General features: G+C 36.8%; 24 protein-coding genes and 1 riboswitch. Of the genes, 18 read left to right on the forward strand and 6 right to left on the reverse strand.

The features are described 5' to 3' along the window. Window positions 1-30 precede the first annotated feature (30 nt). Window positions 31-2,106, forward strand: coding sequence for a carbon starvation protein CstA (cstA, locus tag ACM6HU_RS14100; RefSeq protein ID WP_016112770.1), 2,076 nt, complete (start codon window positions 31-33; stop codon window positions 2,104-2,106). Then, on the forward strand, window positions 2,099-2,302 hold the full coding sequence (locus ACM6HU_RS14105; RefSeq protein WP_016112769.1) for a YbdD/YjiX family protein: 204 nt from the start codon (window positions 2,099-2,101) through the stop codon (window positions 2,300-2,302). Before cstA ends, ACM6HU_RS14105 begins: the two co-directional genes overlap by 8 nt. Window positions 2,303-2,498: 196 nt before the next feature. On the opposite strand, the gene pdxK is transcribed toward ACM6HU_RS14105, so the two are convergent. Continuing rightward, window positions 2,499-3,323: a pyridoxine/pyridoxal/pyridoxamine kinase gene (gene pdxK, locus ACM6HU_RS14110; RefSeq protein WP_016132478.1), complete on the reverse strand. Its 825-nt coding sequence runs from the start codon at window positions 3,321-3,323 to the stop codon at window positions 2,499-2,501. Window positions 3,324-3,480: 157 nt separating this feature from the next. Between pdxK and ACM6HU_RS14115 the strand changes: the two genes are divergently transcribed. From ACM6HU_RS14115 to ACM6HU_RS14125, 3 genes are all read left to right on the forward strand, one after another. After that, entirely contained in the window at window positions 3,481-5,058 is a 1,578-nt protein-coding gene (locus ACM6HU_RS14115) for a GAF domain-containing sensor histidine kinase (RefSeq protein WP_016112767.1), read from the forward strand. 20 nt (window positions 5,059-5,078) lie between these two features. After that, on the forward strand, window positions 5,079-5,726 hold the full coding sequence (locus ACM6HU_RS14120) for a response regulator (RefSeq protein WP_016112766.1): 648 nt from the start codon (window positions 5,079-5,081) through the stop codon (window positions 5,724-5,726). 193 nt (window positions 5,727-5,919) lie between these two features. Further along, window positions 5,920-6,546, forward strand: a complete 627-nt coding sequence (locus ACM6HU_RS14125; RefSeq protein ID WP_016112765.1) for an FMN-dependent NADH-azoreductase — start codon at window positions 5,920-5,922, stop codon at window positions 6,544-6,546. A gap of 78 nt (window positions 6,547-6,624) precedes the next feature. Here the strand turns inward: ACM6HU_RS14125 and ACM6HU_RS14130 are convergent, their stop codons facing one another. Continuing rightward, window positions 6,625-7,857 (reverse strand): chloride channel protein, encoded by a 1,233-nt coding sequence (locus tag ACM6HU_RS14130; protein WP_414848257.1) that lies wholly within the window; start codon window positions 7,855-7,857, stop codon window positions 6,625-6,627. A 329-nt stretch (window positions 7,858-8,186) separates the two neighbouring features. Between ACM6HU_RS14130 and ACM6HU_RS14135 the strand changes: the two genes are divergently transcribed. The 6 genes from ACM6HU_RS14135 (at window position 8,187) to thrC (ending at window position 14,605) form a co-directional block, all read left to right on the forward strand. After that, window positions 8,187-8,804: a DUF975 family protein gene (locus tag ACM6HU_RS14135; RefSeq protein WP_016112763.1), complete on the forward strand. Its 618-nt coding sequence runs from the start codon at window positions 8,187-8,189 to the stop codon at window positions 8,802-8,804. A 397-nt stretch (window positions 8,805-9,201) separates the two neighbouring features. Beyond that, complete coding sequence (locus ACM6HU_RS14140; protein WP_016112762.1) at window positions 9,202-9,519, forward strand: DUF4870 domain-containing protein; 318 nt, start codon at window positions 9,202-9,204, stop codon at window positions 9,517-9,519. Window positions 9,520-9,723: 204 nt separating this feature from the next. Beyond that, window positions 9,724-9,828, forward strand: a riboswitch (SAM riboswitch). A gap of 91 nt (window positions 9,829-9,919) precedes the next feature. Further along, window positions 9,920-11,218: a bifunctional O-acetylhomoserine aminocarboxypropyltransferase/cysteine synthase gene (locus ACM6HU_RS14145; protein ID WP_016112761.1), complete on the forward strand. Its 1,299-nt coding sequence runs from the start codon at window positions 9,920-9,922 to the stop codon at window positions 11,216-11,218. After that, a complete protein-coding gene (metA, locus tag ACM6HU_RS14150; RefSeq protein WP_016112760.1) occupies window positions 11,202-12,107 on the forward strand; it encodes a homoserine O-acetyltransferase MetA in 906 nt (301 codons plus the stop codon). The genes ACM6HU_RS14145 and metA overlap by 17 nt, the downstream gene beginning before the upstream one ends. A 144-nt stretch (window positions 12,108-12,251) precedes the next feature. Beyond that, on the forward strand, window positions 12,252-13,547 hold the full coding sequence (locus ACM6HU_RS14155) for a homoserine dehydrogenase (protein WP_016112759.1): 1,296 nt from the start codon (window positions 12,252-12,254) through the stop codon (window positions 13,545-13,547). Then, window positions 13,547-14,605 carry a threonine synthase gene (gene thrC / locus ACM6HU_RS14160; protein ID WP_016112758.1) on the forward strand — a complete coding sequence of 353 codons (1,059 nt, stop codon included), beginning with the start codon at window positions 13,547-13,549 and terminating at the stop codon, window positions 14,603-14,605. Before ACM6HU_RS14155 ends, thrC begins: the two co-directional genes overlap by 1 nt. Before the next feature lie 35 nt (window positions 14,606-14,640). On the opposite strand, the gene ACM6HU_RS14165 is transcribed toward thrC, so the two are convergent. After that, window positions 14,641-15,255, reverse strand: coding sequence for a YczE/YyaS/YitT family protein (locus tag ACM6HU_RS14165; protein ID WP_016112757.1), 615 nt, complete (start codon window positions 15,253-15,255; stop codon window positions 14,641-14,643). Between the two features lie 120 nt (window positions 15,256-15,375). On the opposite strand from ACM6HU_RS14165, the gene ACM6HU_RS14170 reads away from it, so the two are divergent. The 5 genes from ACM6HU_RS14170 to ACM6HU_RS14190 all read left to right on the forward strand — a co-directional run bounded on the left by ACM6HU_RS14170 (window position 15,376) and on the right by ACM6HU_RS14190 (window position 19,843). Next, on the forward strand, window positions 15,376-16,353 hold the full coding sequence (locus ACM6HU_RS14170) for a LacI family DNA-binding transcriptional regulator (protein ID WP_016112756.1): 978 nt from the start codon (window positions 15,376-15,378) through the stop codon (window positions 16,351-16,353). 81 nt (window positions 16,354-16,434) lie between these two features. Continuing rightward, window positions 16,435-17,247, forward strand: coding sequence for an SGNH/GDSL hydrolase family protein (locus ACM6HU_RS14175; protein ID WP_016112755.1), 813 nt, complete (start codon window positions 16,435-16,437; stop codon window positions 17,245-17,247). Continuing rightward, the gene (locus ACM6HU_RS14180) at window positions 17,244-18,161 is read left to right on the forward strand and encodes an ABC transporter ATP-binding protein (RefSeq protein ID WP_016112754.1); all 918 of its coding nucleotides are present in this window, start codon (window positions 17,244-17,246) and stop codon (window positions 18,159-18,161) included. The genes ACM6HU_RS14175 and ACM6HU_RS14180 overlap by 4 nt, the downstream gene beginning before the upstream one ends. Further along, window positions 18,154-19,146, forward strand: coding sequence for an ABC transporter permease (locus tag ACM6HU_RS14185; RefSeq protein ID WP_016112753.1), 993 nt, complete (start codon window positions 18,154-18,156; stop codon window positions 19,144-19,146). Before ACM6HU_RS14180 ends, ACM6HU_RS14185 begins: the two co-directional genes overlap by 8 nt. 19 nt (window positions 19,147-19,165) lie before the next feature. Further along, entirely contained in the window at window positions 19,166-19,843 is a 678-nt protein-coding gene (locus ACM6HU_RS14190) for a uracil-DNA glycosylase (RefSeq protein WP_016132475.1), read from the forward strand. A gap of 41 nt (window positions 19,844-19,884) precedes the next feature. On the opposite strand, the gene ACM6HU_RS14195 is transcribed toward ACM6HU_RS14190, so the two are convergent. The 3 genes from ACM6HU_RS14195 to ACM6HU_RS14205 all read right to left on the reverse strand — a co-directional run bounded on the left by ACM6HU_RS14195 (window position 19,885) and on the right by ACM6HU_RS14205 (window position 23,071). Further along, window positions 19,885-20,178 (reverse strand): DUF3817 domain-containing protein, encoded by a 294-nt coding sequence (locus tag ACM6HU_RS14195; protein ID WP_016112751.1) that lies wholly within the window; start codon window positions 20,176-20,178, stop codon window positions 19,885-19,887. A 377-nt stretch (window positions 20,179-20,555) separates the two neighbouring features. After that, window positions 20,556-21,377, reverse strand: coding sequence for a Cof-type HAD-IIB family hydrolase (locus ACM6HU_RS14200; RefSeq protein ID WP_016132474.1), 822 nt, complete (start codon window positions 21,375-21,377; stop codon window positions 20,556-20,558). 410 nt (window positions 21,378-21,787) lie between these two features. After that, window positions 21,788-23,071, reverse strand: a complete 1,284-nt coding sequence (locus ACM6HU_RS14205) for a purine/pyrimidine permease (RefSeq protein WP_016112749.1) — start codon at window positions 23,069-23,071, stop codon at window positions 21,788-21,790. 94 nt (window positions 23,072-23,165) lie between these two features. Between ACM6HU_RS14205 and ACM6HU_RS14210 the strand changes: the two genes are divergently transcribed. Continuing rightward, a complete protein-coding gene (locus ACM6HU_RS14210) occupies window positions 23,166-24,158 on the forward strand; it encodes a potassium channel family protein (RefSeq protein ID WP_016132473.1) in 993 nt (330 codons plus the stop codon). 5 nt (window positions 24,159-24,163) lie between these two features. Further along, the gene (locus ACM6HU_RS14215; RefSeq protein ID WP_016112747.1) at window positions 24,164-24,451 is read left to right on the forward strand and encodes a YwdI family protein; all 288 of its coding nucleotides are present in this window, start codon (window positions 24,164-24,166) and stop codon (window positions 24,449-24,451) included. The last annotated feature ends 55 nt before the right edge of the window (window positions 24,452-24,506 follow it).

The raw sequence follows: 24,506 nt of genomic DNA on the forward strand, positions 1-24,506 counted from the left end.
CACTAAGAAGTAGTATAGGGGGGATTGTATGTGAAGGCGTTTAAGTCAATTTTACTTTGGGGTATCATCGCAGCATTAGGAGCAACCGGATTTGGTGTAATTGCCCTATCACAAGGTGAAACAATTAATGCTGTATGGCTATTAGTAGCAGCTGTTTCTGTATATGCAGTTGCTTATCGTTTCTATAGTAGATTTATTGCACAAAAAGTATTTGAGCTAGATAATAATCGGCAAACACCTGCTGAGACGCTAAATGATGGAAAGGATTATGTTCCAACAAATAAATGGGTATTATTTGGACATCACTTTGCGGCAATTGCAGGAGCAGGTCCATTAGTAGGGCCGATTTTAGCAGCGCAAATGGGATATTTACCAGGAACAATTTGGATTATCGTTGGAGTTGTAATTGCAGGAGCAGTACAAGATTTTGTTATTTTATTTGCTTCCATGAGACGTAATGGAAAATCATTAGGCGAAATGATTAAAGATGAGATTGGTCCTGTAACAGGATTAATTGCGATGATTGGTATTTTAGGTATTATGATCATTTTATTAGCAGTATTAGCTTTAGTAGTTGTGAAAGCACTTGTCGGTAGCCCTTGGGGAATGTTTACGATCGCAGCGACAATTCCAATCGCTATTTTAATGGGTGTTTATATGCGTTATATTCGCCCAGGGCGTATTGGAGAAGGATCAGTTATCGGTATTATTTTACTTCTTTTATCTCTTGTTGGAGGGCAGTATGTAGCTGAGAATCCTACGCTTGCAAGCATGTTTACTTTTAGCGGTGAAACAATCGCAATTATGCTTATTGTATACGGTTTTATTGCGTCTGCATTACCGGTGTGGATGCTCCTTGCCCCACGTGATTATTTAAGTACATTTTTAAAGGTCGGAACGATTGTTGGGCTAGCAATTGGAATTCTAATTGTAGCACCAAACTTACAAATGCCGGCCGTATCCAAGTTCATTGACGGAACAGGTCCAGTGTTTTCCGGAAATCTATTTCCGTTTCTATTTATTACAATTGCTTGCGGGGCTGTATCAGGATTCCATGCTTTAGTTTCCTCTGGTACTACGCCGAAGATGATTGAAAGAGAAGGGCACGCACAACCAATTGGTTACGGGGCAATGTTAATGGAATCGTTCGTTGCGGCGATGGCCATGATCGCAGCTTGTGTATTAACACCAGGGACATATTTTGCAATTAATAGTCCGGCAGCTCTTATCGGAACGGATGTATCACAAGCAGCTCAAGTTATTTCTTCTTGGGGATTTGCAATTACACCAAATGAATTAAAGGATCTTGCTGTAAATGTTGGTGAACAAACGATACTATCTCGTACAGGAGGAGCGCCAACATTAGCAATTGGGATGGCCTACATCTTTTCACAAGTAATCGGTGGAACTGCGATGATGGCATTCTGGTATCACTTTGCTATTTTATTTGAAGCACTATTTATTTTAACGACAATTGATGCTGGTACACGTGTAGGGCGATTTATGATTCAAGATATTTTAGGACATGTATATAAACCATTTGCGAAAACAGATTCTACACTGGCTAATGTGATTGCAACAACGTTATGTGTGTTAGGATGGGGGTATTTCTTATACCAAGGTGTAGTTGATCCGCTCGGTGGAATTAATACATTATGGCCACTCTTTGGAATTGCTAACCAGATGTTAGCGGGTATTGCGTTATTGCTCGGAACAACGATATTGTTCAAAATGGGGAAAAAGGCGTACGTTTGGGTTACGCTTATCCCAACGGTAGGTTTGCTGATTGTGACGATGACAGCAGGCTACCAAAAATTATTTCATGAAAATCCGAAAATTGGATTTTTATCGCATGCAAAAGTATTCCAGAGCGCCTTAGATGAAGGGAAAATACTAGCACCGGCCAAAAATGTGGCACAAATGAAGCAAATTATCTTCAATGATTATATCGATGCTATGCTTTGTGGAATTTTCATGTTAGTTGTAATAGCAGTTCTTATTTCTGCTATTCGTATATGGATTAAAGTATTGCAAAATAAATCTATACCATTAAAAGAAGCACCATATATTCCAAGAGATGAAAGTGAGTCGAGAAATTATGCTTAAAAAATTGGAGAAGGTGTGGAGAACACGAAAGCAATTTATTAGTTTGCTTGTTGGAGTACCAAGTTATGAAACGTACGTTACCCATATGAAAGAGTACCACCCAGAAGAACCGATTTTATGTCGAAAACAGTTTTTTGCTGAGGCGCAAGAGGCTAGGTTCAATGCGAAAGGTGGAAAAATATCAAGGTGTTGTTGAAGAGAAAGAGCGATTCGTCGCTCTTTTTTTACTTTTTTGTTGTTTCACGTGGAACAACAAAAAAGTAAAAAGTTTCGGGAATTATAGAGGTAAGGTAAGTTTAGCATCATAAAAAAACAAGCTATCTATGGATAGCCTGTTTTTTACCCCGTAAAAGCCCGATTAGTGAAGGTTGATTAAAGATTCACTTTATTTCTTATACAAGTTCTTTGCCAGTTGCAAATTTACGATATGCACCGTGATGTGTTGGTCCTACATATTCGTTAATTTTGAATGAGTGACGAATTGCTGCTGTGATGAATTCTTTTGCAGTTTTTACCGCTTCTTTTACAGATTTACCTTTTGCAAGTTCTGCTGTAATTGCTGCAGAGTATGTACAACCTGCGCCGTGTGTATTTGTTGTATCAATTTTCTCTGATTCTAAAAGATCAAATGTTTCTCCATCGTACAATACATCGATTGCAGTTTCTGTACCTAGCTTGCTACCGCCTTTAATTAGTACATATTTTGCACCTAAAGCATGGATTTTTTTAGCAGCTTCTTTCATGTCTTCAAGAGAATTAATTTTCACACCGCTTAGTTGATATGCTTCGAATAGGTTTGGTGTAACAACTAATGCTTTTGGAACAAGTACATCGCGTAAGCAGTCATTTGTTTCAGGATGCAATGCTTCATCTGCACCTTTACAAACCATAACTGGGTCTACTACTACATTTTGTAGATTATGCTTTTCAATTGTTTCAGCAACCATTTCAATGATTTCAACAGATCCAAGCATACCCGTTTTTAAAGCATCAACACCAACACCTTCAATTGTTGTTTCTAATTGTGGTTTGAGTGTAGAAGCAGGAATAGGGAATACGTTATGTGCCCAGCCATTATGTGGATCCATCGTTACGATTGTTGTAAGAGACGTCATTCCGTATACACCAAGTTCTTGAAACGTTTTTAAATCCGCTTGTATACCAGCGCCACCGCTTGTGTCAGAACCAGCGATTGTAAGTGCTTTGTTTAATGTCATTGTGAAAGCCCCCTCAGGTGATATAATGAAAACTACATTTTTAACCATTATATCAATCTTATGAATAAGTACAAAGTGAAAAAGTTACTTGTTTGTTTAAGAATACATTGAATTTGGTACAATGAGAAAAGAAAATATTGTATGTAGGAGACAATTTATGTTTCAAGAGAACCGTATAAGCGAATTAGCTATATTAAAAGAGATTGCAGAAACATTAAATACATCCAATGATACATATCATGTGCTACAAGCGGTATTAGAAAAATTGCTGCATGTGACAGGATTAACAACAGGATGGATTTTTCTTGCTGATGAAAATGGTAGGTATACAAAATTAATTGATTATCATTTACCAGCAGCGCTTACCTTTCAAGATAAAAAGCCAATGTGCGAAGGAGAATGCTGGTGTTTGCGCCGTTTTGTGGAGGGGAAATTAGAACGAGCGGTTAATATTATTGAATGTAAACGAATTAACAATGCGGTTGAAAATAATTGGGGTGATACAGAAGGAATTCTTCATCATGCAACCGTTCCATTAAAAGCTGGCGGAGAAGAGTTTGGAGTCTTAAATGTCGCTAGTCCAGGGAAAACACATTTTTCTGAAGAAGAACTGATGCTATTACAATCGGTTGCCCTGCAAATTGGAACAGCTTTAAAACGAACGAAACTATATGAAAATGAAAAGAAACGGGCTCATTATTATGTGAAACTAGAGCGTTTTATTCAGGAACTAAGAAAAATTCATAAATTAAATACATTACCAGAAGAAGTTGTAAAACAAGTGGGAGATGTATTTCTATGGGAGCAAGTTGCATTTTTTATACAAGAAGAAAAAAAGATATCCATGCGAGCTTGTTATAAGAAGCGTACATTACAAAAGGATTCGGGTTTAGAGAGAGCGGCAAAGGAAGCAATAGAAAAGAACAGACCTGTTTTAATGAAAAGACAAGTTGGAAATGGTGTTCATCCTAACGGCTCTATTATTGCCGCTCCAATACATATTCGAAATCATGTGTTTGGTGTTTTATGTGTGAATTCAAATCAAGGTGAGTTTGATACAAATACCGTAGACATACTTCAAGCGTTAACGAATCATATTTCATTAATGATTGAGAATTTACGATTAAATGAACAGCGTCGTGAACTGGTCCGAATGGAAGAACGTAACCGTTTAGCAAGGGATCTGCACGATTCAGTTTCACAAAAGCTATTTTCATTAACCTTCATGACGAAGGGAGCGGAAGCTGTTTTGAAGGGACAAAATGAAAGGGTAGATCAATCTCTTCATGAGATGAGAGAGTTAGCGCAAGGTGCTTTAAAAGAAATGCGGACACTTATTTGGCAGCTTCGTCCAGAAGGATTAGAAAAGGGATTGCTTTCAGCTTTAAAGCAATATGGTGAAAACTTAGGTTTGAAAATTCGTGAGCAGGTTACAGGTGTGCGTGACTTACCGCGTGTAGTAGAAGAAACATTATGGCGTATTGGACAAGAGGCATTAAATAATGTAAGTAAGCATGCAGGTGTCATGGAGGCTACGATTTACTTCAAAGTAACAGAGAATGATGTATCTTTAGAGGTAGTTGATCATGGTGTTGGTTTTATAGAAGCGAATGTAAGAGAGAAGAAATCACTTGGAATGACTACAATGCGAGAACGAGCAGAGTTAATCGGTGGATGTATTACAATTGTAAGTGAAAAGAACCGAACAAGTATAAAGGTTATCGTACCATTATGATGTGAAAATGAGGGAAACTTGTGAAAATAAAAGTATTATTAGTTGATGATCATACAGTTGTTTTAAAAGGATTAGCATTTTTCTTAAGCATGCAAGAAGATTTGGAGTTAGTTGGAGAAGCAAATAACGGAAAAGAAGCGTTAAAGAAAGTAGGAGAAGCACAGCCGGATATTGTTTTAATGGATTTATATATGCCAGAGATGGATGGGATTGAAGCAACCTCGTGTATTAAAAAAGAATATCCAAATGTGAAAGTGCTCGTATTGACTAGCTTTTCTGATCAAGCGCATGTTTTACCAGCTTTAAAGGCCGGAGCGAGCGGATATATTCTAAAAGATGTTGAACCAGATCAACTTGTGGAAGCTATCCGTAGTGCATATAAAGGAAATATTCAGCTTCATCCTGATATAGCAAGTGCGCTTCTTTCTCAAACTTTGCCGCAAGAAGAGAAACAGGAGTCATCAAATATTCATGTAGATGTACTAACGGCAAGGGAGAATGAAGTGTTGCAGCTCTTGGCAAAAGGGATGAGTAATAAGGAAATTGCATCCGTGTTAGTGATCACAGAAAAAACAGTAAAAGCTCATGTAAGTAGTATTTTAGGAAAATTAAATTTATCGGATCGTACACAAGCAGCTTTATATGCAGTGAAAAATGGGATCGTATAAGACAAAAGTCGTAGGATTAGTTCGCCTTTAGGAGATGGACCTTTTTTATGAAAAAATCCGTCTATGTGAGGAAGAAATTGTTAGGAGGAGAGGATAAAATGTATTTGTAAGCAACAATAATTACAGGGGATTGTCCCTTTTTAGTGAGTAGATAATAAACAACGTAAGAGTGAGTAATAGGAGGAAAAAAGGCATGACAACAGTTTTATTTGTAAAAGCTAACAACCGTCCAGCAGACCAAGCAGTTAGTGTGAAATTATATGAAGCGTTTTTAGCAAGCTATAAAGAATCACATCCAAATGATACGGTGGTAGAACTTGATTTATACAATGAAGAATTACCATATGTAGGCGTAGATATGATCAACGGTACATTTAAAGCTAGTAAAGGATTTGACTTAACAGCAGAAGAAGCAAAAGCAGTAGCTGTTGCTGATAAATATTTAGAGCAATTCCTTGCAGCTGATAAAGTGGTATTTGGTTTCCCATTATGGAACTTAACAATTCCAGCTGTATTGCACACATATATCGATTACTTAAACCGCGCTGGAAAAACATTCAAATATACACCAGAAGGTCCAGTAGGTCTTATCGGTGATAAGAAAATTGCATTATTAAATGCACGTGGTGGTGTATATTCTGAAGGTCCAGCAGCTGGCGTAGAAATGGCTGTTAAATATGTAGCAAGCATGATGGGCTTCTTCGGTGTAACAAATATGGAAACAGTTATCATTGAAGGTCATAATCAATTCCCAGATAAAGCGGAAGAGATTATTGCAGAAGGTCTTGAAAAAGCAGCTAAAGTAGCAAGCATATTCTAATTCATGAAATAATCGTCACTCGATATGCAGTACCAACACTTTTATAGTGATGGTACTGCTTCCTATTTGTTCATTTTACTATTTGATATTTGCACTAGCCGCTTGTTTATTCTCACTATTGTTAGGAAGTGGAAATGAATTTCCAATCATTGCAGCTCCAAGCATCGGTAATAACAAATTAATTGGGAAGAACATAAGTAATAGCACTGTAATAGCGATTGGTTTTCGTAATGCATAGCTTGAAATGGCTGTCGTCACGATAGCTACAGAAGCAATTGGATCTAGCGGTATGACAGTGGCCATAGCATATCCAATACTTGCTCCAGCAAATATAATCGGAAAAATGTGTCCTCCACGCCAACCTGTATTTAAACAAACTGCCGTTATACATAATTTTAAAACACCTGAAAGAAACAGCACCCCAAATGATAATTCTGTCCACTCATTCACTAATTCTTTTAATTGGTGTTCTCCTGAAAACATAGTATATGGGAGGAAAGTTCCGGCAATCCCTAAAATAATGCCACCTATAATCCCTAATGTTAGTTTATATTCTTGAAAAGGGTGCACTATTTTTTCCAATATATATTCTATCTTGAAATAAAAATAGCCTACACTAGCACCTATACAAGCAAGAGGTAGAAAGGCAACCCATTCATGAAGTGCAAAAGATCCTTCTCCAAAATTAACAATAAAAGATCCTCGATTATCAAATTTACTAAGCAATAAATAAACAGAAAAACCAGCCAAAGTAGTAGCGACATATACGATAGCCTTTTTCCCTTTGGAAACTTCAGCAAGTCGTTCATCCTCATTTTCACTTGGAGCTAAGTAACCGAATAACGGTGCATTAAAAATAACACTTAAAGTAGCGCCGATTCCAATTTCTGTTAGCCCCTGCATTCCTTTTACAGCAAAGTGAAAGCGATCGCCAACCCATGTACAAAGCCCGCCTATAATCCCAACAAGTGCAGCTTCCGGTCCTAAACTTGCTCCAAATACTAAAACAATAATAGCTGTTAATGTAGCTTGATGTACAAAACGGTATTCAATCCTGCCTGTTTTCTTATATTCATCCATTACCTCTGGCATTAAACGTGGGTATGTACCAAAGTACTTTTGTGACAGTCCAATAAGAAAACCACCGATTATTGTTACACAAATTGTATAATAAGATGGTAATGCAAATTCTTTAGGTAAATATTCCCAAACGAAATGAATTCCAGCATTGGTGACAACTAAAAATAACCAGACTGTGGCACCAACGATAGAACCTAGAAATATACCGTACACGATGAGTAAATAGTGCATATTTCTCCTAATAGCCAATTTTTATGCCTCCTCTATTTATACGTTATTATGAAAAATTAGAGATTCTAATACGAAAATAATGAATTGAATGTGCATATTATCTTTTTAAAGAATTACTTATTCAACATATATTATAAACATTATTAGTATTATTTCTTCTAAAGAAGCAAAATACAAGTGATGTTTAAAGCTTTTGATCTCATCGAGATGATAATGCTCATGCCATGTGCTGAAATAAATATAAATTGTCTAAAATATTATTGTAATCTCTACGAGAATTGTATACTAGTATAAGTTAAAATACGCATTAGATTTAGGAGGTTTCTTATTTGATTCGTGAGTTGAAAGAACAAGCGCTTGATGAGCTTGATGAAAAATGGGGATTAGCGGTAGGAGTTACCTTGTTCTTTATATTCCCTTTCGTATGGTTTTGGAGCTGGAGTAAAGTAATAGAATCGTTTATGATCGATATTATTGTCGTGCTAATGGTTGGGCCCTTAACTTTAGGTGCTTACTATCTTGCCTTAAATACAGTTCGTGACAGGACAGTTGGAATTGGGCAATTATTTAAATGGTGTAAAGAGGTAAATAAATTTATTAAATCAATTTTAATATATTTACTAATGGATATCTATATTACTTTATGGACATTGTTATTTATTATTCCAGGGATTGTTAAATCTTTCTCTTATACCATGACTTTCTTTATTTTAAATGATCATCCGGAATTTTCAATGAACCAAGCTATTACGGAAAGTCGTCGTATGATGAACGGACATAAGATGGATTATTTCTTAATATGTTTAAGCTTTATTGGCTGGTTTATACTAAGTATCCTTACTTTAGGAATCGGTTTCTTATGGTTGATTCCATATTTTTATACTACAAAAGCAGCGTTTTATGAGAAGGTTTCAACAGACTATTATAAAAGAAAATCTTATGTTTAAAAACAACAAAGCATAGATGTTAATGTTCATGCTTGCTGTTCTTTATAAGCATTTTATAAATTGTTATACCATTGAATGACTTGTGATCTCTTACTTTAACGATTGTGTTATGGTATATGATCTATGATCTATAGATCACTTACAGTAGATGCTTTACACGCAAAATAAGCAAACATTTCATAAATACGAAAATGGCCAAGAGTTCTTTAAAAAAATCCTTGGCCCTTAATTTTTTTAAAATATCACGTGCATTATATCAAGCGGTAGGCCTACCAGATTGCCACTATAGAATCTTACAAAACTGTCATGTTGTTGTAAGGTCTAGCGATAGTAAAAAAATAGATTTCCCTACATAATAAAGGTATAACAACAAACACAATTTCATGAGGTGATATATATGAATGGAAATAAAGTTTTATCTTCTTTTTCGTACTGGAGTGTTCTTTTTGCCCCTGTCTTATTCCCACTAATTGTTTGGATTCTCGGAGATCATGAAACAAAAGGTCATGCGAAACGAGCTCTATGGACACATCTTATTCCGGGAATTACTACTTTTATAGGAATTGTAGTATTGGGAATCATGGATGTCGGTTTTAAGCAACTAGGTACAACAATGGCTATTGGCGCAATGATTATGGTATGTATTTGCGGCCTAATTAGTCTATACTTCTTTATTTGGAATATTGTAAAAGGGATTCGAGTAATTAGAGCATAATCTCTAGGGTATCTACTATTCTTCGTATTCATCATTGTAATTCTTATTTAAGCTTACCTTGATGATGAGGGGATATTTCCCTTGTTTCCTTAAATTTAAATTTTCATAATAAACAGTTAAACAGCCAATAAAATATTTTATAAATATTCAGAAAAATAATTGACATTAGGAAATTATTGCTATAAAATCAACGGTAATTGCATAGTCTTATCAAGAAAAGGTGGAGGGACAGGCCCTATGAAACCTTGGCAACAGCCGTGTAACGGAATTGTGCCAAATCCTGCAGGTAATAACCCTGAGAGATAAGAAAGAGACTTTAGAGCGTGTTTTCAAACTGCTTCTTTCTTGTTAGGGAAAGAAGCAGTTTTTTTATTTTCTATAAAAGAAAGGAGAATAAGGAATGGGAGAATCATGGGGAAAAGGAACTATTTGTGTGCAAGGTGGTTATACACCGAAGAATGGTGAACCACGTGTTTTACCACTTTATCAAAGTACGACGTATAAATACGATACGTCCGATGATTTAGCAGCGCTCTTTAATTTAGAGGCAGAGGGCTATATTTATACGCGTATTGGGAATCCGACACTAGCGGCATTTGAACAAAAATTATCAGAGCTCGAAGGTGGAGCCGGAGCTGTTGCGACAGCCTCTGGTCAAGCGGCTATTATGCTTGCTGTTTTAAATATTTGTGGCAGTGGTGATCATTTGCTTTGTTCTTCAACCGTTTATGGGGGAACCTTTAACCTGTTTGGAGTAAGTTTGCGTAAGCTTGGTATTGATGTAACATTCTTTAATCCGAACTTAACTACTGATGAAATTGTGGCACTTGCAAATGATAAAACAAAGCTTATTTATGCAGAATCACTTGGAAATCCAGCGATGAATGTTTTAAATTTTAAAGAGTTTTCAAACGCGGCAAAAGAACTGGAAGTACCATTTATCGTGGATAATACTTTGGCGACACCATATTTATGCCAAGCGTTTGAGCATGGCGCAAATATTGTTGTTCATTCTACAACGAAATATATTGATGGCCATGCGAGTTCATTAGGTGGAATTGTCATTGATGGAGGGAATTTTGATTGGACAAATGGAAAATATCCTGAGCTTGTCGAACCAGATCCAAGTTATCATGGCGTAAGTTATGTGCAGAATTTTGGCCAGGCGGCATATATTGTGAAAGCTCGTGTTCAACTATTAAGAGACTATGGAAACTGTATGAGCCCATTCAATGCGTATATTAGCAACATTGGTTTAGAAACATTACATTTACGAATGGAGCGTCATAGTGAAAATGCTCTTGCAGTTGCGAAGTGGCTTGCTAACCATGACCGTATTGAATGGGTGAATTATCCGGGATTAGAAAGTAATGAAAATTATCCACTAACGCAAAAGTACTTAGCAAAAGGTGCAAGTGGCGTTTTAACATTTGGGATTAAAGGTGGATTAGAATCTGCGAAAGAGTTTATTGCAAATGTAAAGCTAGCAACGCTTGTGACACACGTAGCGGATGCAAGAACATGTGTGATTCATCCTGCTAGTACAACGCATAGACAGTTAAATGAAGAAGAGCAGCGTTTAGCAGGTGTGACATCTGATTTAATTCGCTTATCGGTCGGTATCGAAGATGTTTCTGATATTATTGCGGATCTAGAGAAAGCATTAGTTGGAGGCAAAGCGCATGCCGATCATTGTTGATAAAGATTTACCAGCCCGTAAAGTATTGCAAAAAGAGAATATTTTTGTGATGACAAAAGAGCGAGCTGAAACACAAGATATACGTGCTCTAAAAATTGCGATTTTGAACTTAATGCCAACAAAACAAGAAACAGAAACGCAATTGCTCAGGTTACTCGGTAATACACCACTTCAATTGGATGTGCATTTGCTTCATATGGAGTCTCATACATCCCGTAATGTAGCGCAAGACCATTTAACAAGTTTTTATAAAACATTTCGCGATATTGAGGAAGACAGATTTGATGGTCTCATTATTACAGGGGCCCCAATTGAAACACTTCCTTTTGAAGATGTAGATTATTGGGAAGAACTTGGACGCATAATGGACTATTCAAAAACGAATGTAACATCTACATTGCATATTTGTTGGGGAGCACAAGCGGGTCTGTATTATCACTATGGAATTCCGAAATACTCGCTTGAAGAAAAGATGTTTGGTGTATTCGAGCATGAAGTGCATGAGCAGCATGTGAAATTGTTACAAGGATTCGATGAGCTCTTTTTTGCACCACATTCACGTCATACGGAAGTACGCGCAGCTGATATTGAAAAAGTACGAGAGTTGACATTACTAGCAACATCAGAAGAAGCAGGTGTCCACCTTGTTATGGGGCAAGATGGAAAGCATATTTTTGTTCTTGGTCATAGCGAATATAGCTGCGATACGTTAAAACAAGAATATGAACGCGATAAACAAAGAGGGCTAGATATTAAGGTTCCCAAAAACTATTTTAAACATAATAATCCAGCTGAAAAGCCACTCATAAGATGGCGGAGTCATGGAAACTTATTATTTTCAAATTGGTTAAATTATTATGTGTATCAAGAAACCCCTTATATTTTGTAAGCTGATCATTATATAACATGTGGCAACGTTTTCTTTACAAGGATCGCTTTATATTTTTAAGAATGTTCAAAATATATTGTCTTTCAGAATTTCAACTTATATAATGGCATCTAAATACAATTCTTTAGAGGGGTGGACAGTATCATGAATGAAATTCAAGTGGGCTTATTAGGCCTTGGAACAGTTGGCAGCGGTGTGGTTCGTATTATTACGAATCATCAAGATCGTCTTATGCACCAAGTTGGTTGCCCAGTGAAAGTAACAAAAGTATTAGTGCAAAATATTGAAAAAGAGAGAGAGGTCCAAGTACCCTCTACCTTATTAACGAAAAATGCAAATGAAATTATAGATAATCCTGATATTGATGTTGTCATTGAAGTGATGGGCGGCATAGAGGAAGCGAAAGCATATATTTTACAAGCTTTGAAAAATGGTAAACATGTTGTTACTGCTAATAAAGATTTAATGGCATTGCACGGAGCAGAATTACTGACGGTGGCAAAGGAAAATCAAGCTGACTTATTTTACGAGGCGAGCGTAGCTGGAGGGATTCCAATTCTGCGCAGCATTGTAGAAGGACTTTCTTCGGATCTTATTACGAAAGTGATGGGAATCGTGAACGGAACAACAAACTTTATTCTGACAAAAATGTCTGACGAAGGGAGAGCATATGACGACGTGTTAAATGAAGCGCAGCAGCTTGGATTTGCGGAAGCAGATCCAACATCAGACGTTGAAGGTTTAGATGCAGCAAGGAAAATGACGATTTTAGCTACTCTAGGTTTTTCTACAAATGTAGAGCTTGGAGATGTGAAGGTGAAAGGGATTACTTCCATTACTGAGGAAGATATCGCATATAGTAAAAGCTTAGGATATACAATTAAATTAATTGGACTGGCGAAGCGTGATGGTGAAAAATTAGAGGTAACAGTTGAGCCAACATTACTTCCGAATACACACCCTCTTGCAGCAGTTCAAAATGAATATAACGCCGTATATGTATATGGTGAAGCGGTAGGAGAAACAATGTTTTATGGACCTGGAGCAGGAAGTTTACCGACAGCGACAGCGGTTGTTTCTGATTTAGTTGCGGTAATGCAAAATGTGCGCCTTGGTGTAACTGGGAATAGCGCAGTTTCTCCGCAATATGAAAAGGTATTAAAAGAGCCAGATGAAATTTTTGTGAAGAAGTTTTTACGTCTACATGTAAAAGATGAAATTGGTGTGTTTGCAAAAATTACATCTTTATTCTCTGAACGCGGTGTTAGCTTTGAAAAAATTATTCAAATGCCACTCGGGGAGAAAGGAAAGGCTGAGATTGTTATCGTAACACATCGTGCATCACTTGCAGACTATGAATATATTTTACATACATTGGGGGCATACGAAGAAATAGATTGTGTGAAAGCAAACTATCGAATCGAAGGAGATGCTAGGTAATGTGGAAAGGTTTGCTTGCTGAGTATAAGGAGTTTTTACCTATTACGGAAAAGACACCTCCCTTAACATTGCATGAAGGTAATACACCACTTATTTTATTAGAAAACTTGTCAAAGCGGTGGGGCGTAACAATTTACGGGAAAATAGAGGGGGCAAATCCAAGCGGATCGTTTAAGGATCGCGGTATGGTAATGGCGGTAGCAAAAGCAAAAGAAGCAGGGAGCGGAGCGATTATCTGTGCATCTACAGGTAATACGTCTGCATCTGCAGCAGCTTATGCGGCTAGGGCCGGACTGTCATGTATTGTTATCATTCCAAATGGTAAGATTGCATATGGTAAATTAGCGCAAGCTGTCATGTATGGTGCTGAGATTATAAGTATTGATGGGAATTTTGACCATGCTTTGCAAATCGTACGTAAGCTTAGTAAATTATCGCCAATCACACTTGTGAATTCTGTTAATCCATACCGAATTGAAGGGCAGAAAACAGCTGCATTTGAGATTTGTGATGCGCTTGGGAAGGCGCCGGATATTTTAGCAATTCCAGTTGGTAATGCAGGCAATATTACAGCGTATTGGAAAGGTTTCAAAGAGTATCATGAAAGACTTGGTACGGGTTTGCCAGAGATGCGCGGCTTTGAGGCGGAAGGAGCAGCGGCGATTGTGCATGGACATAAGATTGAAGAGCCAGAAACAATCGCTACAGCAATTCGAATTGGGAATCCAGCAAGTTGGGAGCAAGCCGCCCTAGCTGCAGAACAATCTCAAGGAAAAATTGATGAAGTAACAGATCGTGAAATTCTTGAGGCATATGGATGGTTAGCTAAGTATGAAGGAATCTTTGCTGAACCTGCTTCATGCGCTTCTCTTGCTGGTGTTTATAAACAACTGAGGAGTGGAGAAATTGCAAAAGGAAGCCAAATTGTAGCGGTATTAACAGGTAACGGTTTGAAGGATCCAAATATCGCCATTGATACAAAGGAAATTCAGCCAGTCGTGTTACAAAATGATGAGAAGGTTGTCTTTGATTATATTCAGGGAGCTGTCTTCCGGTAAAATAGATGAAAAAAGCCTATTGTAGCGTTATTCGCTCAATAGGCTTTTTTCATGTGGAGGATTTTTGTACCAATCTGAATAAATGCTTGAATGATCCAGCCTGTTGTAAAGGAAAGGATAATTGTTCCGAAGTAAATAGGCCCATCTAATAAGAAACTGAGTGTCAAAAATAGCAAAGCTAATGAAATTTCTGTTCTGCGAAACGTCCATTTTTTCTTTTCAGACATTGTTAAGACAAAGGCCTCTTGTGGTGCTGCACATAATTGTGTGGAGACATAAATTCCAATTCCAGCGCCAACAAATAGATTTCCGCACACAAGTGTTATATATTTTGGAAGAGAGCGGATTGAATCCATAATGATAGTAATAGAACCAATCCAATCAACAAAAACAGAAATAAGAACCATAGTAACAATTGTTCCGATTGTAATATGCTTCTTATTCAAAAAGAACACAATAAGTGTAAAAGCGAAGTTAATCATAAAAATCCAAAAGCCAATACTTACTCCAAAGTTTTGATATAGCGCAATAAAAAACGAATCATAAGGACTAAGGCCAAATGAAGTAATAGTTGTCATCATGTTAATTCCAAGAGATAGGATGAGTAGTCCGCTAATAAAAAATATATAGTCTAGTTTTAGACGTATCATATGTTTCAAATCCTTTCTGAATGTATTTGCTAGGAAAGGATATATTGTGGAAAGCTTACCAGGTCAAGAAAGAATTTTTTGATGAGGTTTATTTAAATGATGGGAAGGGGAGGAAATAAGATGACAAATATAAAAAAGATTGCGGAAATTGCCGGTGTATCAGTGTCAACGGTTTCACGTGTATTAAATAATCATCCGTATGTAAGTGATAAAAAGAGGCAGGAAATTTTAGCGATCATTGAAGAGCTAAATTACACCCAAAATGTGAATGCGATTCATTTAGTAAGAGGAAAGACGAATGTGATAGGTGTTATTTTGCCGCATGTAAATGATCAATATTACAGTGCAATTATTGAGGGGATTTCTAAAGAAACGGCCAAAAAAAATTATAATATGATGCTCTGTCAGACGAACTATAGTGCCGAAAAAGAACTTGAAATTTTGCATATGTTAAAAATGAAGAAGCTTGATGGTGTAATTATATGTTCGAGAATGAATGGCTGCAAAACAATAGAAGAATATACAAAGTTTGGCCCGATTGTAACATGTGAAGAAATAGAATCTAAATGTATTTCTAGCGTACATATTGATCACTATAAGGTGTTTTCGCAGGGGATGAAATACGTAATAGAAAGCGGACACACTCACATTGGATATTGTATTGGCAGAAGTCATAGCGTAAATAGTCAAAAACGAAAACAAGCTTATGAGGAAGCACTTCAGGAGATTTCTATAGAATCTCGAGAAGAATGGAAGTTTACAGAGCGTTTTACAGTAGAGGATGGTCGTGAAGTGATAAGAGCGTGGATTAACATGTCTGTGAAACCAACAGCATTTCTCGTTTCTTGTAATCCAATTGCAGCAGGTATGGTAACGGAAGCAAAAAAACATGGAATTCGTATTCCTGAAGATCTTGCAATTATTGGGTGCGATGACCAAGAGGTGGCTGATGTGTTAGGAATTACAACAATTGCTCATTCTAGTAAAGTAGTTGGTGCGAAAGCATTTGAAATATTATATGAGAAGATAGAGGATGAAAAAATAGATGTGAAGAACATTGAACTTTTACCACAGTTGACCCTTCGTGAAACTACATAATGCATAAAGTATGAAAATCGCTTTTCGAAAAGGCGTTTGGTATAATTAGGGACAATCTATGAGGCTAAAAGGGGTTTTGACATGAGATCCAAATTAGTAAAAGGAATTTTACTCATTACAATTGCATCTTTTTGTTTATTTGCATATGGTTTTATTTCGGGAATTAATGATGTATTAAATCCGAAAGCTTCAAATTTAACTATGAAGACAGCACAAAAACAAGTAAAGGGGAAACAACACCCTGGAACATTACAAGTTGTCAGTTTAGGCGATTCTTTAACGCGTGGCGTTGGAGATAAAGAAGGAATTGGCTATGTGGGACGAGTGAAAGAAAGTTTGCAGAAGGATTACAAACAAAAGGTAGCGTTAACGAATTTAGCTGTTAGTGGTGCGAAAATGCCGGATTTGTTGAAACAAATAGCAAGTAGTGGTGCACAGTACTCAATTAAGCAAGCGGATCTTATCGTTTTAACAATTGGAGGAAATGACTTATTTCCAGGATGGGAATCACTTGGAAAGATAGATCTAGAAACATATCGCCCTAATACAGAAACATTTCAAAATCAGGCAAAACAAATTTTAACAGAAATTCGAAAGCTAAATCCAGATAGCCCGATTTTCTGGCTCGGTTTATACAATCCTTTTGAGGATGTTGAAGATTTAAAAGGTTCTTCATCCATTGTTGTAGATTGGAATGCATCTTTAGAAAAATTAGCAATAGATAATAAAAATGTATATATAACGCCAACGTTTGATCTGTTTCAAAATCGCGGGAAAGAATTGTTGTACTCAGATCATTTTCATCCGAATGAAATTGGCTACTCATATATGGCGGATCGCTTATTACAAAGCGTTGTAAGTAAGCTGAAGCTAAATGAAGGAGGGGCGAAATGACGACGATACTTTCAGTACGAAATGTGAAAAAGGTCATTGGGAAAAAGACGCTTGTTGAAAACATTTCATTTGATGTGAACCAAGGAGAAGTGTTTGGATTTTTAGGACCAAATGGAGCAGGGAAAACAACAACAATTCGGATGCTAGTTGGTCTTATTAAAGCGACTGAAGGTACGATTTCTATTGGTGGTTATAATATTAAAGAGAACTTTCGAGAAGCGATGCGGCAAATTGGTAGCATCGTGGAAAATCCAGAGCTCTATACATATTTAACAGGGTGGGAAAATTTAAAGCAATTTGCACGTATGCTTGGCGGTATATCAGATGAACGTATTTTAGAAATTGCGAAAATGGTTCATTTAAACGAACGTATTCACGATAAAGTGAAAACGTATTCTCTTGGTATGAAACAACGCCTTGGAATCGCGCAGGCTCTTCTTGGAAACCCGAAACTCCTTATACTAGATGAACCAACAAATGGCCTAGATCCAGCTGGTATAAGAGAGATGAGGGAGTTTATACATAAGCTTGTGAAAGAAGAAAACATGAGCGTCTTTATTTCGAGTCACTTACTAAGTGAAGTGCAAATGATATGTGATCGTGTCGCTATTATTCATAAGGGAAAAATGATTACAGTTGCACCTATTGAAGAGTTGATTAAAACTGCGAGCGATCGTGTTGAATGGATTGTTACACCGATTTCCCGAGCATTAGAACTTTTAAAAACTTCAAAAGAAATTAGGGAAATTAGCATAGATGATGAACGTTTATTGTGCCGAATGGATATTGCTACAATTAGTGCTTGGAATAAACGCTTTGTAGAAAATGGAATAGATGTACATAGCGTGAAGGAGCTTGTCTTTACACTAGAAGATTTATTTATTGAACTCACAGGGAGTGAGCAACATGCGTGAATTTGCGAATCTTGTTTTAAATGAATCAGAAAAAATCTATCGAAAGAAACGTATTGTTGTCGTCATGCTCATATTGGCAATCTTAATTCCTTTGTTTGTTTATGCACAGTATCGTGAAGTGCAGACAACGCAAAAACGCCTTGGTACGAGCGATTGGAAGGTAGCACTTCAGCAGCAAATTGTTGATTCGCAAAATCGCTTAAATAATTCTAGGTTGCCAGAAGAATGGCGGGATTGGCTGAAAGTACGAGTGGAGCAGCAACAATATTATTTAGATCATGATATTAATCCAACGGCACCAGGAGCACCAACGTTTGTACGAGCATTCATTGAACAAGGAATTACATTGTTTATTCCGCTACTTGTAATGATTGTTGCAATTGACATTGTATCGGGGGAACGAAGTGATGGAACGATGAAAATGCTTCTAACACGGCCCATTCGGCGCTTTAAAATCCTTCTCAGTAAATATGTGACGATGTTGTTATTTATATCACTTATATTGCTCTTGGTGGGGATTTTCTCCTATGTGTTATCGGGCGTTGTTTTCGGATATGCCGGATGGAATTTACCGGTACTGACGGGTTTTGGAATTGATAAAGAAACACTGAATACAAATTTTGTCCACCTCATCCCGCAGTGGCAATATATTTTAATGGCATATGGATTAGCGTGGTTTGTTGCGATTGTTGTGGGAACAATATCCTTTATGGTTTCTGTATTAATTCGTAATACACCAGCCGGTATGGGAGTCATGTTGGCAGTATTAATTGCAGGTGGTATTTTAAGTTCCTTTGCAACATCTTGGGAAGGGGCAAAATATATTTTTAGCGTGAACTTATCACTGACAGATTACTTATCAGGGAAGTTACCAGCATTGCAAGGTCTATCGATGAGCTTTTCATTAATGAATTTAACAGTTTGGGCCGTAGTTTCTCTTATCATTTCGTTTGTCGTATTTACGAAGCAAGACATGGTCAATTAAGTGAATAGGAAGTGAAGAGATGGAACATATTTTAAAGAATGATTGGGAGCCGTTACTTGCACCAGAATTCGAGAAACCATATTATCAAAAACTAAGACAGTTTTTAAAAGAAGAATATAGTACCCATGTCATATATCCGAGAGCCAATGATATTTTTAATGCACTACATTATACAAGTTATGAGGATACAAAGGTTGTCATTTTAGGACAAGATCCATACCATGGGCCAGATCAGGCACATGGGTTAAGCTTTTCTGTACAACCTGGTGTAAAAACACCGCCATCGCTGCAAAATATGTACAAAGAATTGCATGCAGATCTTGGTTGTGAAATTCCGAATAACGGTTATTTAGTGAAATGGGCAGAGCAAGGCGTATTATTACTTAATGCGGTGTTAACTGTGAGACAAGGAGAAGCAAATTCTCATAAGGGAAAAGGATGGGAGCATTTCACAGATCGTGTTATTGAACTGTTAAATGAACGTGAAAAACCTTTAATTTTCATATTGTGGGGGCGCCATGCACAAGCAAAGAAAAAACTGATTACCAACTCGAATCATCATATTATTGAATCTGTACATCCAAGTCCTTTATCAGCAAGACGAGGTTTCTTTGGCAGTAAGCCGTTTTCAAAAGTAAATGACCTCTTATCTAGTATGGATGAGAAAAAAATTGATTGGCAAATTCCAAATCTATAAAAAAGGTAGCTAACAGAATGACTGTTAGCTACCTTTTTTAATCACTGCGGTTCATTTTTTAATTTTGCATCTAGTACAAATGTACCAAATGGGATAACGGAAGCAATCAACGCACCTAAAGCCCATAAGATAGACTTACGATGTACGATTGTTACTTGAATCACGGCAAAGATGAATAATATAAATAGAACGCCATGAGCCATACCTGTAATTTTGACTGCTGTTACAAACCCCGCAAAGTATTTTAACGGCATCGCTACAAATAATAGTAGTAGAAAGGAAATCCCTTCGATTAATCCAATTGCTCTTAATCTTCCGATTGGTGTAGATAACATAAAAGTACCTCCTTAAACATGCGCTTGTATATAGTAAATTTGTATTCTTATTCCAAATAAAATAGTATGTTTTGTTTCATTATATACAAAAACAAAGTTAACACTACGAGAATGTTGTAAAGTTCAAAATATCTTCACAAAGCTACGTACATTTAAATAAAAACCCATTTGAAGTATTTGACTTCAAATGGGTTTTGTGAATGCATCTATATAAGTACAAAAAACCTTTCCTTTTAGATGGGAGAGAGTATCCGTCTATGTATAGAAGCGGTCAGGTCCTTTTTTAGCCACATGCCAAGTGAAAACAAAGAGAGAAAATGAGTGCAGGTCACCTTTTGTTTTCAAAGCAGTAATTTGTATGTTGAAAAATTTATATATTAAACAAGAACTTCGGTTTTTAGCACAAATTTCTCTACAACTTTAGCAACGCCATCATTCATATTCGTGTCTGTTACGTAGTTTGCAATTTCTTTAATGTCATCTGGAGCATTGCCCATCGCAACACCAAGGCCAGCGAATTCAATCATTGTTTGATCGTTGTAGCTATCGCCCATTGCGATTACTTCCTCACGCTTAATACCAAGTTTTTGAATCAATTGATTTAAGCTTGTTCCTTTTGTTACACCGGCTTCAGTAAATTCTAAGAAAAATGGTTTAGAGCGCATTACACTTAGTTTACCTTCTAGTTGCTCTTGAAGTTTCTTTTCTACTTCTACAAGGCGTTCAGCCTCTTTATTCATTAACACTTTTACAACGGGTTCTTGTACAGCGGCAGTAAAACTATCTACTTGGATAATTGGCATACCTGTCAATTGGCCCTCAATTTCTGTATATGGATTATTTTCTTCGGTTACGATGTCATCGCCGATATACGTATGAATCCAAACATCTTCTGTTTTACTAATTTCATATAGGCTGTGAACGATTTCAGGAGATAGTGTACTACTGAACAGTTCTTCATCTGTTTTGCAATTAATAATTTTCGCACCATTAAATGATAGAATGAAGCTTCCGTATTCTTCTAAACGAAGCTCCTTTGCAATATGGTGCATGCCGAATGTTGGGCGACCAGAAGCGAGTACAACCTTTACACCTTGCTCTTGGGCCGTCATTAAAGCTTGTTTCGTACGCTCTGAAATCGTATGGTCATCGCGTAGTAAAGTATCATCTAAATCTAAAACAATCATTTTATAAGACATATAAAAAAATCCTCTCTTTGTTGAAATAATAGTTGGTATTGTCAGAAATTCATTTTAGCAAAATGATGAGGAATAAATAGTAAGACATCGAACTTCTTTAAAGGTACATAAATTGAAAAAAAGATAGAAACCTTTCCTTTTTAGATGGAAGAGAGCACTCGCCCATGCATAGAAGCAATCAGATCCTTTTCCTGCCTCCACGCCAAGTTAAAAAAGTGCAGGTCATCTTTTGTTTTCAAAGCAGTAATGTATATGTGAAAAACAAAAAACCTGATTGGTGATGGAAGTTTCATTTTATATAGTGAGCCTGATTACCGTATTGTTAGTATATATTATCATGGGCGTACTGCCCATGATAATTCTATCGTAACAACTCTGAAAGTAGAGTGCAATAATGGAAGTTTTCCAATTTACGATGGTTGTTTTTCCTTTGAACGGGAAAATAAAACTTCAAGTAAAATAGCCATGACAGAACCAAGTACAAGGCCATTGCTTAAAAATGATGCTAAAAATGGTGGCAGGGTCGAAAATGCTTGCGGTGGAACAAACATAACCCCGATCCCTGTAAAGAGGGACAGGCCAGCAACGCGGAATAAATGCTCTTTATTTTCTACGGTGTCATATTCACGGAAGGCAAGACCAATCATACTTGCAAATACAGGATAAATGGCAGCATATCCAACGGCGACAGGAATAGCGGCGAAGAATGATGTAATCTTTGGAAATATACTAATTATAATAATAAAACTTGACCCTAATAGGAAAGGAAGGCGTTTATAAATATTTGTTGTTGCAATAAATCCAGCTGAACCTGAAATAGCTACTGGTCCAATTGCTGAGAAAAGACCACCTAAAAGCTGATTTATGCCCGTTATAATTCCGGCATGTTTGAATCGATTTTGAACTGCACCTTCTTCATATTTAGAAACAACCTTTTGCACAACACGGATGCTTGCCAACATGTTCGTTAAGAGCAACAGTGTAACAAAGACAACGGTAATTGCCATGTTCCATTCGATGCGAGGTGATCCAAAAACGAATAGAGAGGGAAGGCGGATGATATCTGTTACCGGTGTAACCTGATTGGATAATCCGAAGCATGCAAATAAAATCCATCCAAAGACAATGCTGAACAGAACAGAGTATTGTCCAATAATAGGTAGCTTCATAATGAAAAAAGATAGTAAAATAACAATGAGTGAAAGAATAAAGACGTTTGCTTGTACTTCAGTATGTTGTCCATCAAGGCCGAGCATTCCTTTTAGAAAAGAACCACTGAGTTGGGCAACGAGAAGGAATAAATATGTTCCAATTACTGTTGGTGTAAAATAACGAACGAGCTTATCAATAAGTCCAAAAATACTAAGGATAATACAGATGATGCCGCTTAACAGAAATGCGTATTGTAAGACGCGGAGTGTTTCATTATTTGATCCAAATAATACGACACCTAAACTCGCGTATAGCGAGAAGATTCCCCACCAAAGACCAGCGGGCCCTTCTTGAATAGGTAGTCTATGACCAAATATAGCTTGCAAAAGGCCAGCGAAGCCAAGGACAAATAATGTTCGTTGTACAAATGCAATTGCTTCAGCACCTTCAAGTCCATAACTGGCTGCAACACTAATTGGTACAATGAGGCTACCGGCCAAAATAAATAATGCCCATTGCAAGGCAGAAAGAAATGTTTTCATTATATCAACCTCTTTCATAGATTCCGCTTCTAGTATATACGTATTTCATTTCCTCTGGCAAAGATTGTAGTAGAGAAAAGAGTTGAAGAATAAGATGAATGCACGCAGACAATTGTGGATTGCGGTTATATGTATGTGTTTTGTTGTAGTTCTTGGAACAATTGGGTTTATGATGATAGAAGAGATTAGTTTGTTTCAAGCCTTTTGGATGACAATGATTACAGTATTAACGGTTGGGTATGGAGATGCAGTTCCATTAACACAAGCTGGGAAGATTTTTGCGCTTCTTATTATTCCTGTTGGTGTAGGAATTGTTACATATGCAATCGGGGTAGTAGCAGCAATGATTATTGAGGGGAATTTATTTCATGCAGTGCGGAGGAAGAAAATGGACAAACAAATAGCGCAAATACAAGATCATATTATCGTATGCGGTTGTGGTAGAGTAGGACTTCAAGTTGTGCGCGAGTTACAAGAAAAGAATATTCCATTTGTTGTTGTTGATAAAGAAGAAGCAGTACTAGAGAGAGAAAAGCTTTTATATGTACATGGTGATGCCACGGAAGATCAGGTGTTACGTAAGGCGGGAATTACAAGGGCTGCTGGCTTAGTAGCGATTGTTGCAAATGATGCTGAAAATGTATTCATTACATTAACGGCACGAGGATTAAATAGTACAATTAAAATTGTGGCTAGAGCGGAAAAGCCAGAAACGGAAGGGAAATTACGCCGTGCTGGTGCCAATAAAGTTATTAATCCATCTAGTATGGCTGGAATTCATATTGCAAAAGGAATCGCAAATCCGTTAACGGTTCATTATATTGATACGGTACTTTATGGAACAGATCAGGCTTTTGCAATAGAAGAAGTTCAAATCGGCGAAAGGTCTCTTTTAATTGGAAAAACATTAATAGAAAGCAATGTAAGAAATCAATTTGATGTTACAATTTTAGCGATTTTACGAGATGGAAATATTATTCATAATCCAACAGGGCAGGAAAAATTACAAGAACATGATATGATAATAGTATTTGGTCCAGTAGAGAAGCTGGGGCAATTTGAGAAAGAATTACAAAGTACGAGGTGATAAGGATGCAAATATCTAGCGATAAAATTTTAAATAAAATGGCAAATGAAGTTGCGAAAGCAAAAAATAGTGAAGGACAAAAGGCAAAAGAACATCTTTTAGTGGTTCGTGCTTTATGTGATTTATTATTAGATGAACAGGTTGAAACTTCTGCATATGTAGAGCCAAGGCTACAATCACAAGTTATAACACCACATCCGACGATGACGGTTCAACCGATTGCAGCGGTTTCTGGAGAACCTGTCTATATAAAAGAAGATGATGCAAATGGTAATTCGTTACTTGACTTCTAAAAGTTAAATTGGTTGGCTAATATGTAAAAATTTCTTATTATAAAGATAAAAAAGG

It is taken from the genome of Bacillus sp. IT-79MI2 (assembly GCF_949768135.1).
Classification (GTDB): Bacteria; Bacillota; Bacilli; order Bacillales; family Bacillaceae_G; genus Bacillus_A; species Bacillus_A pseudomycoides.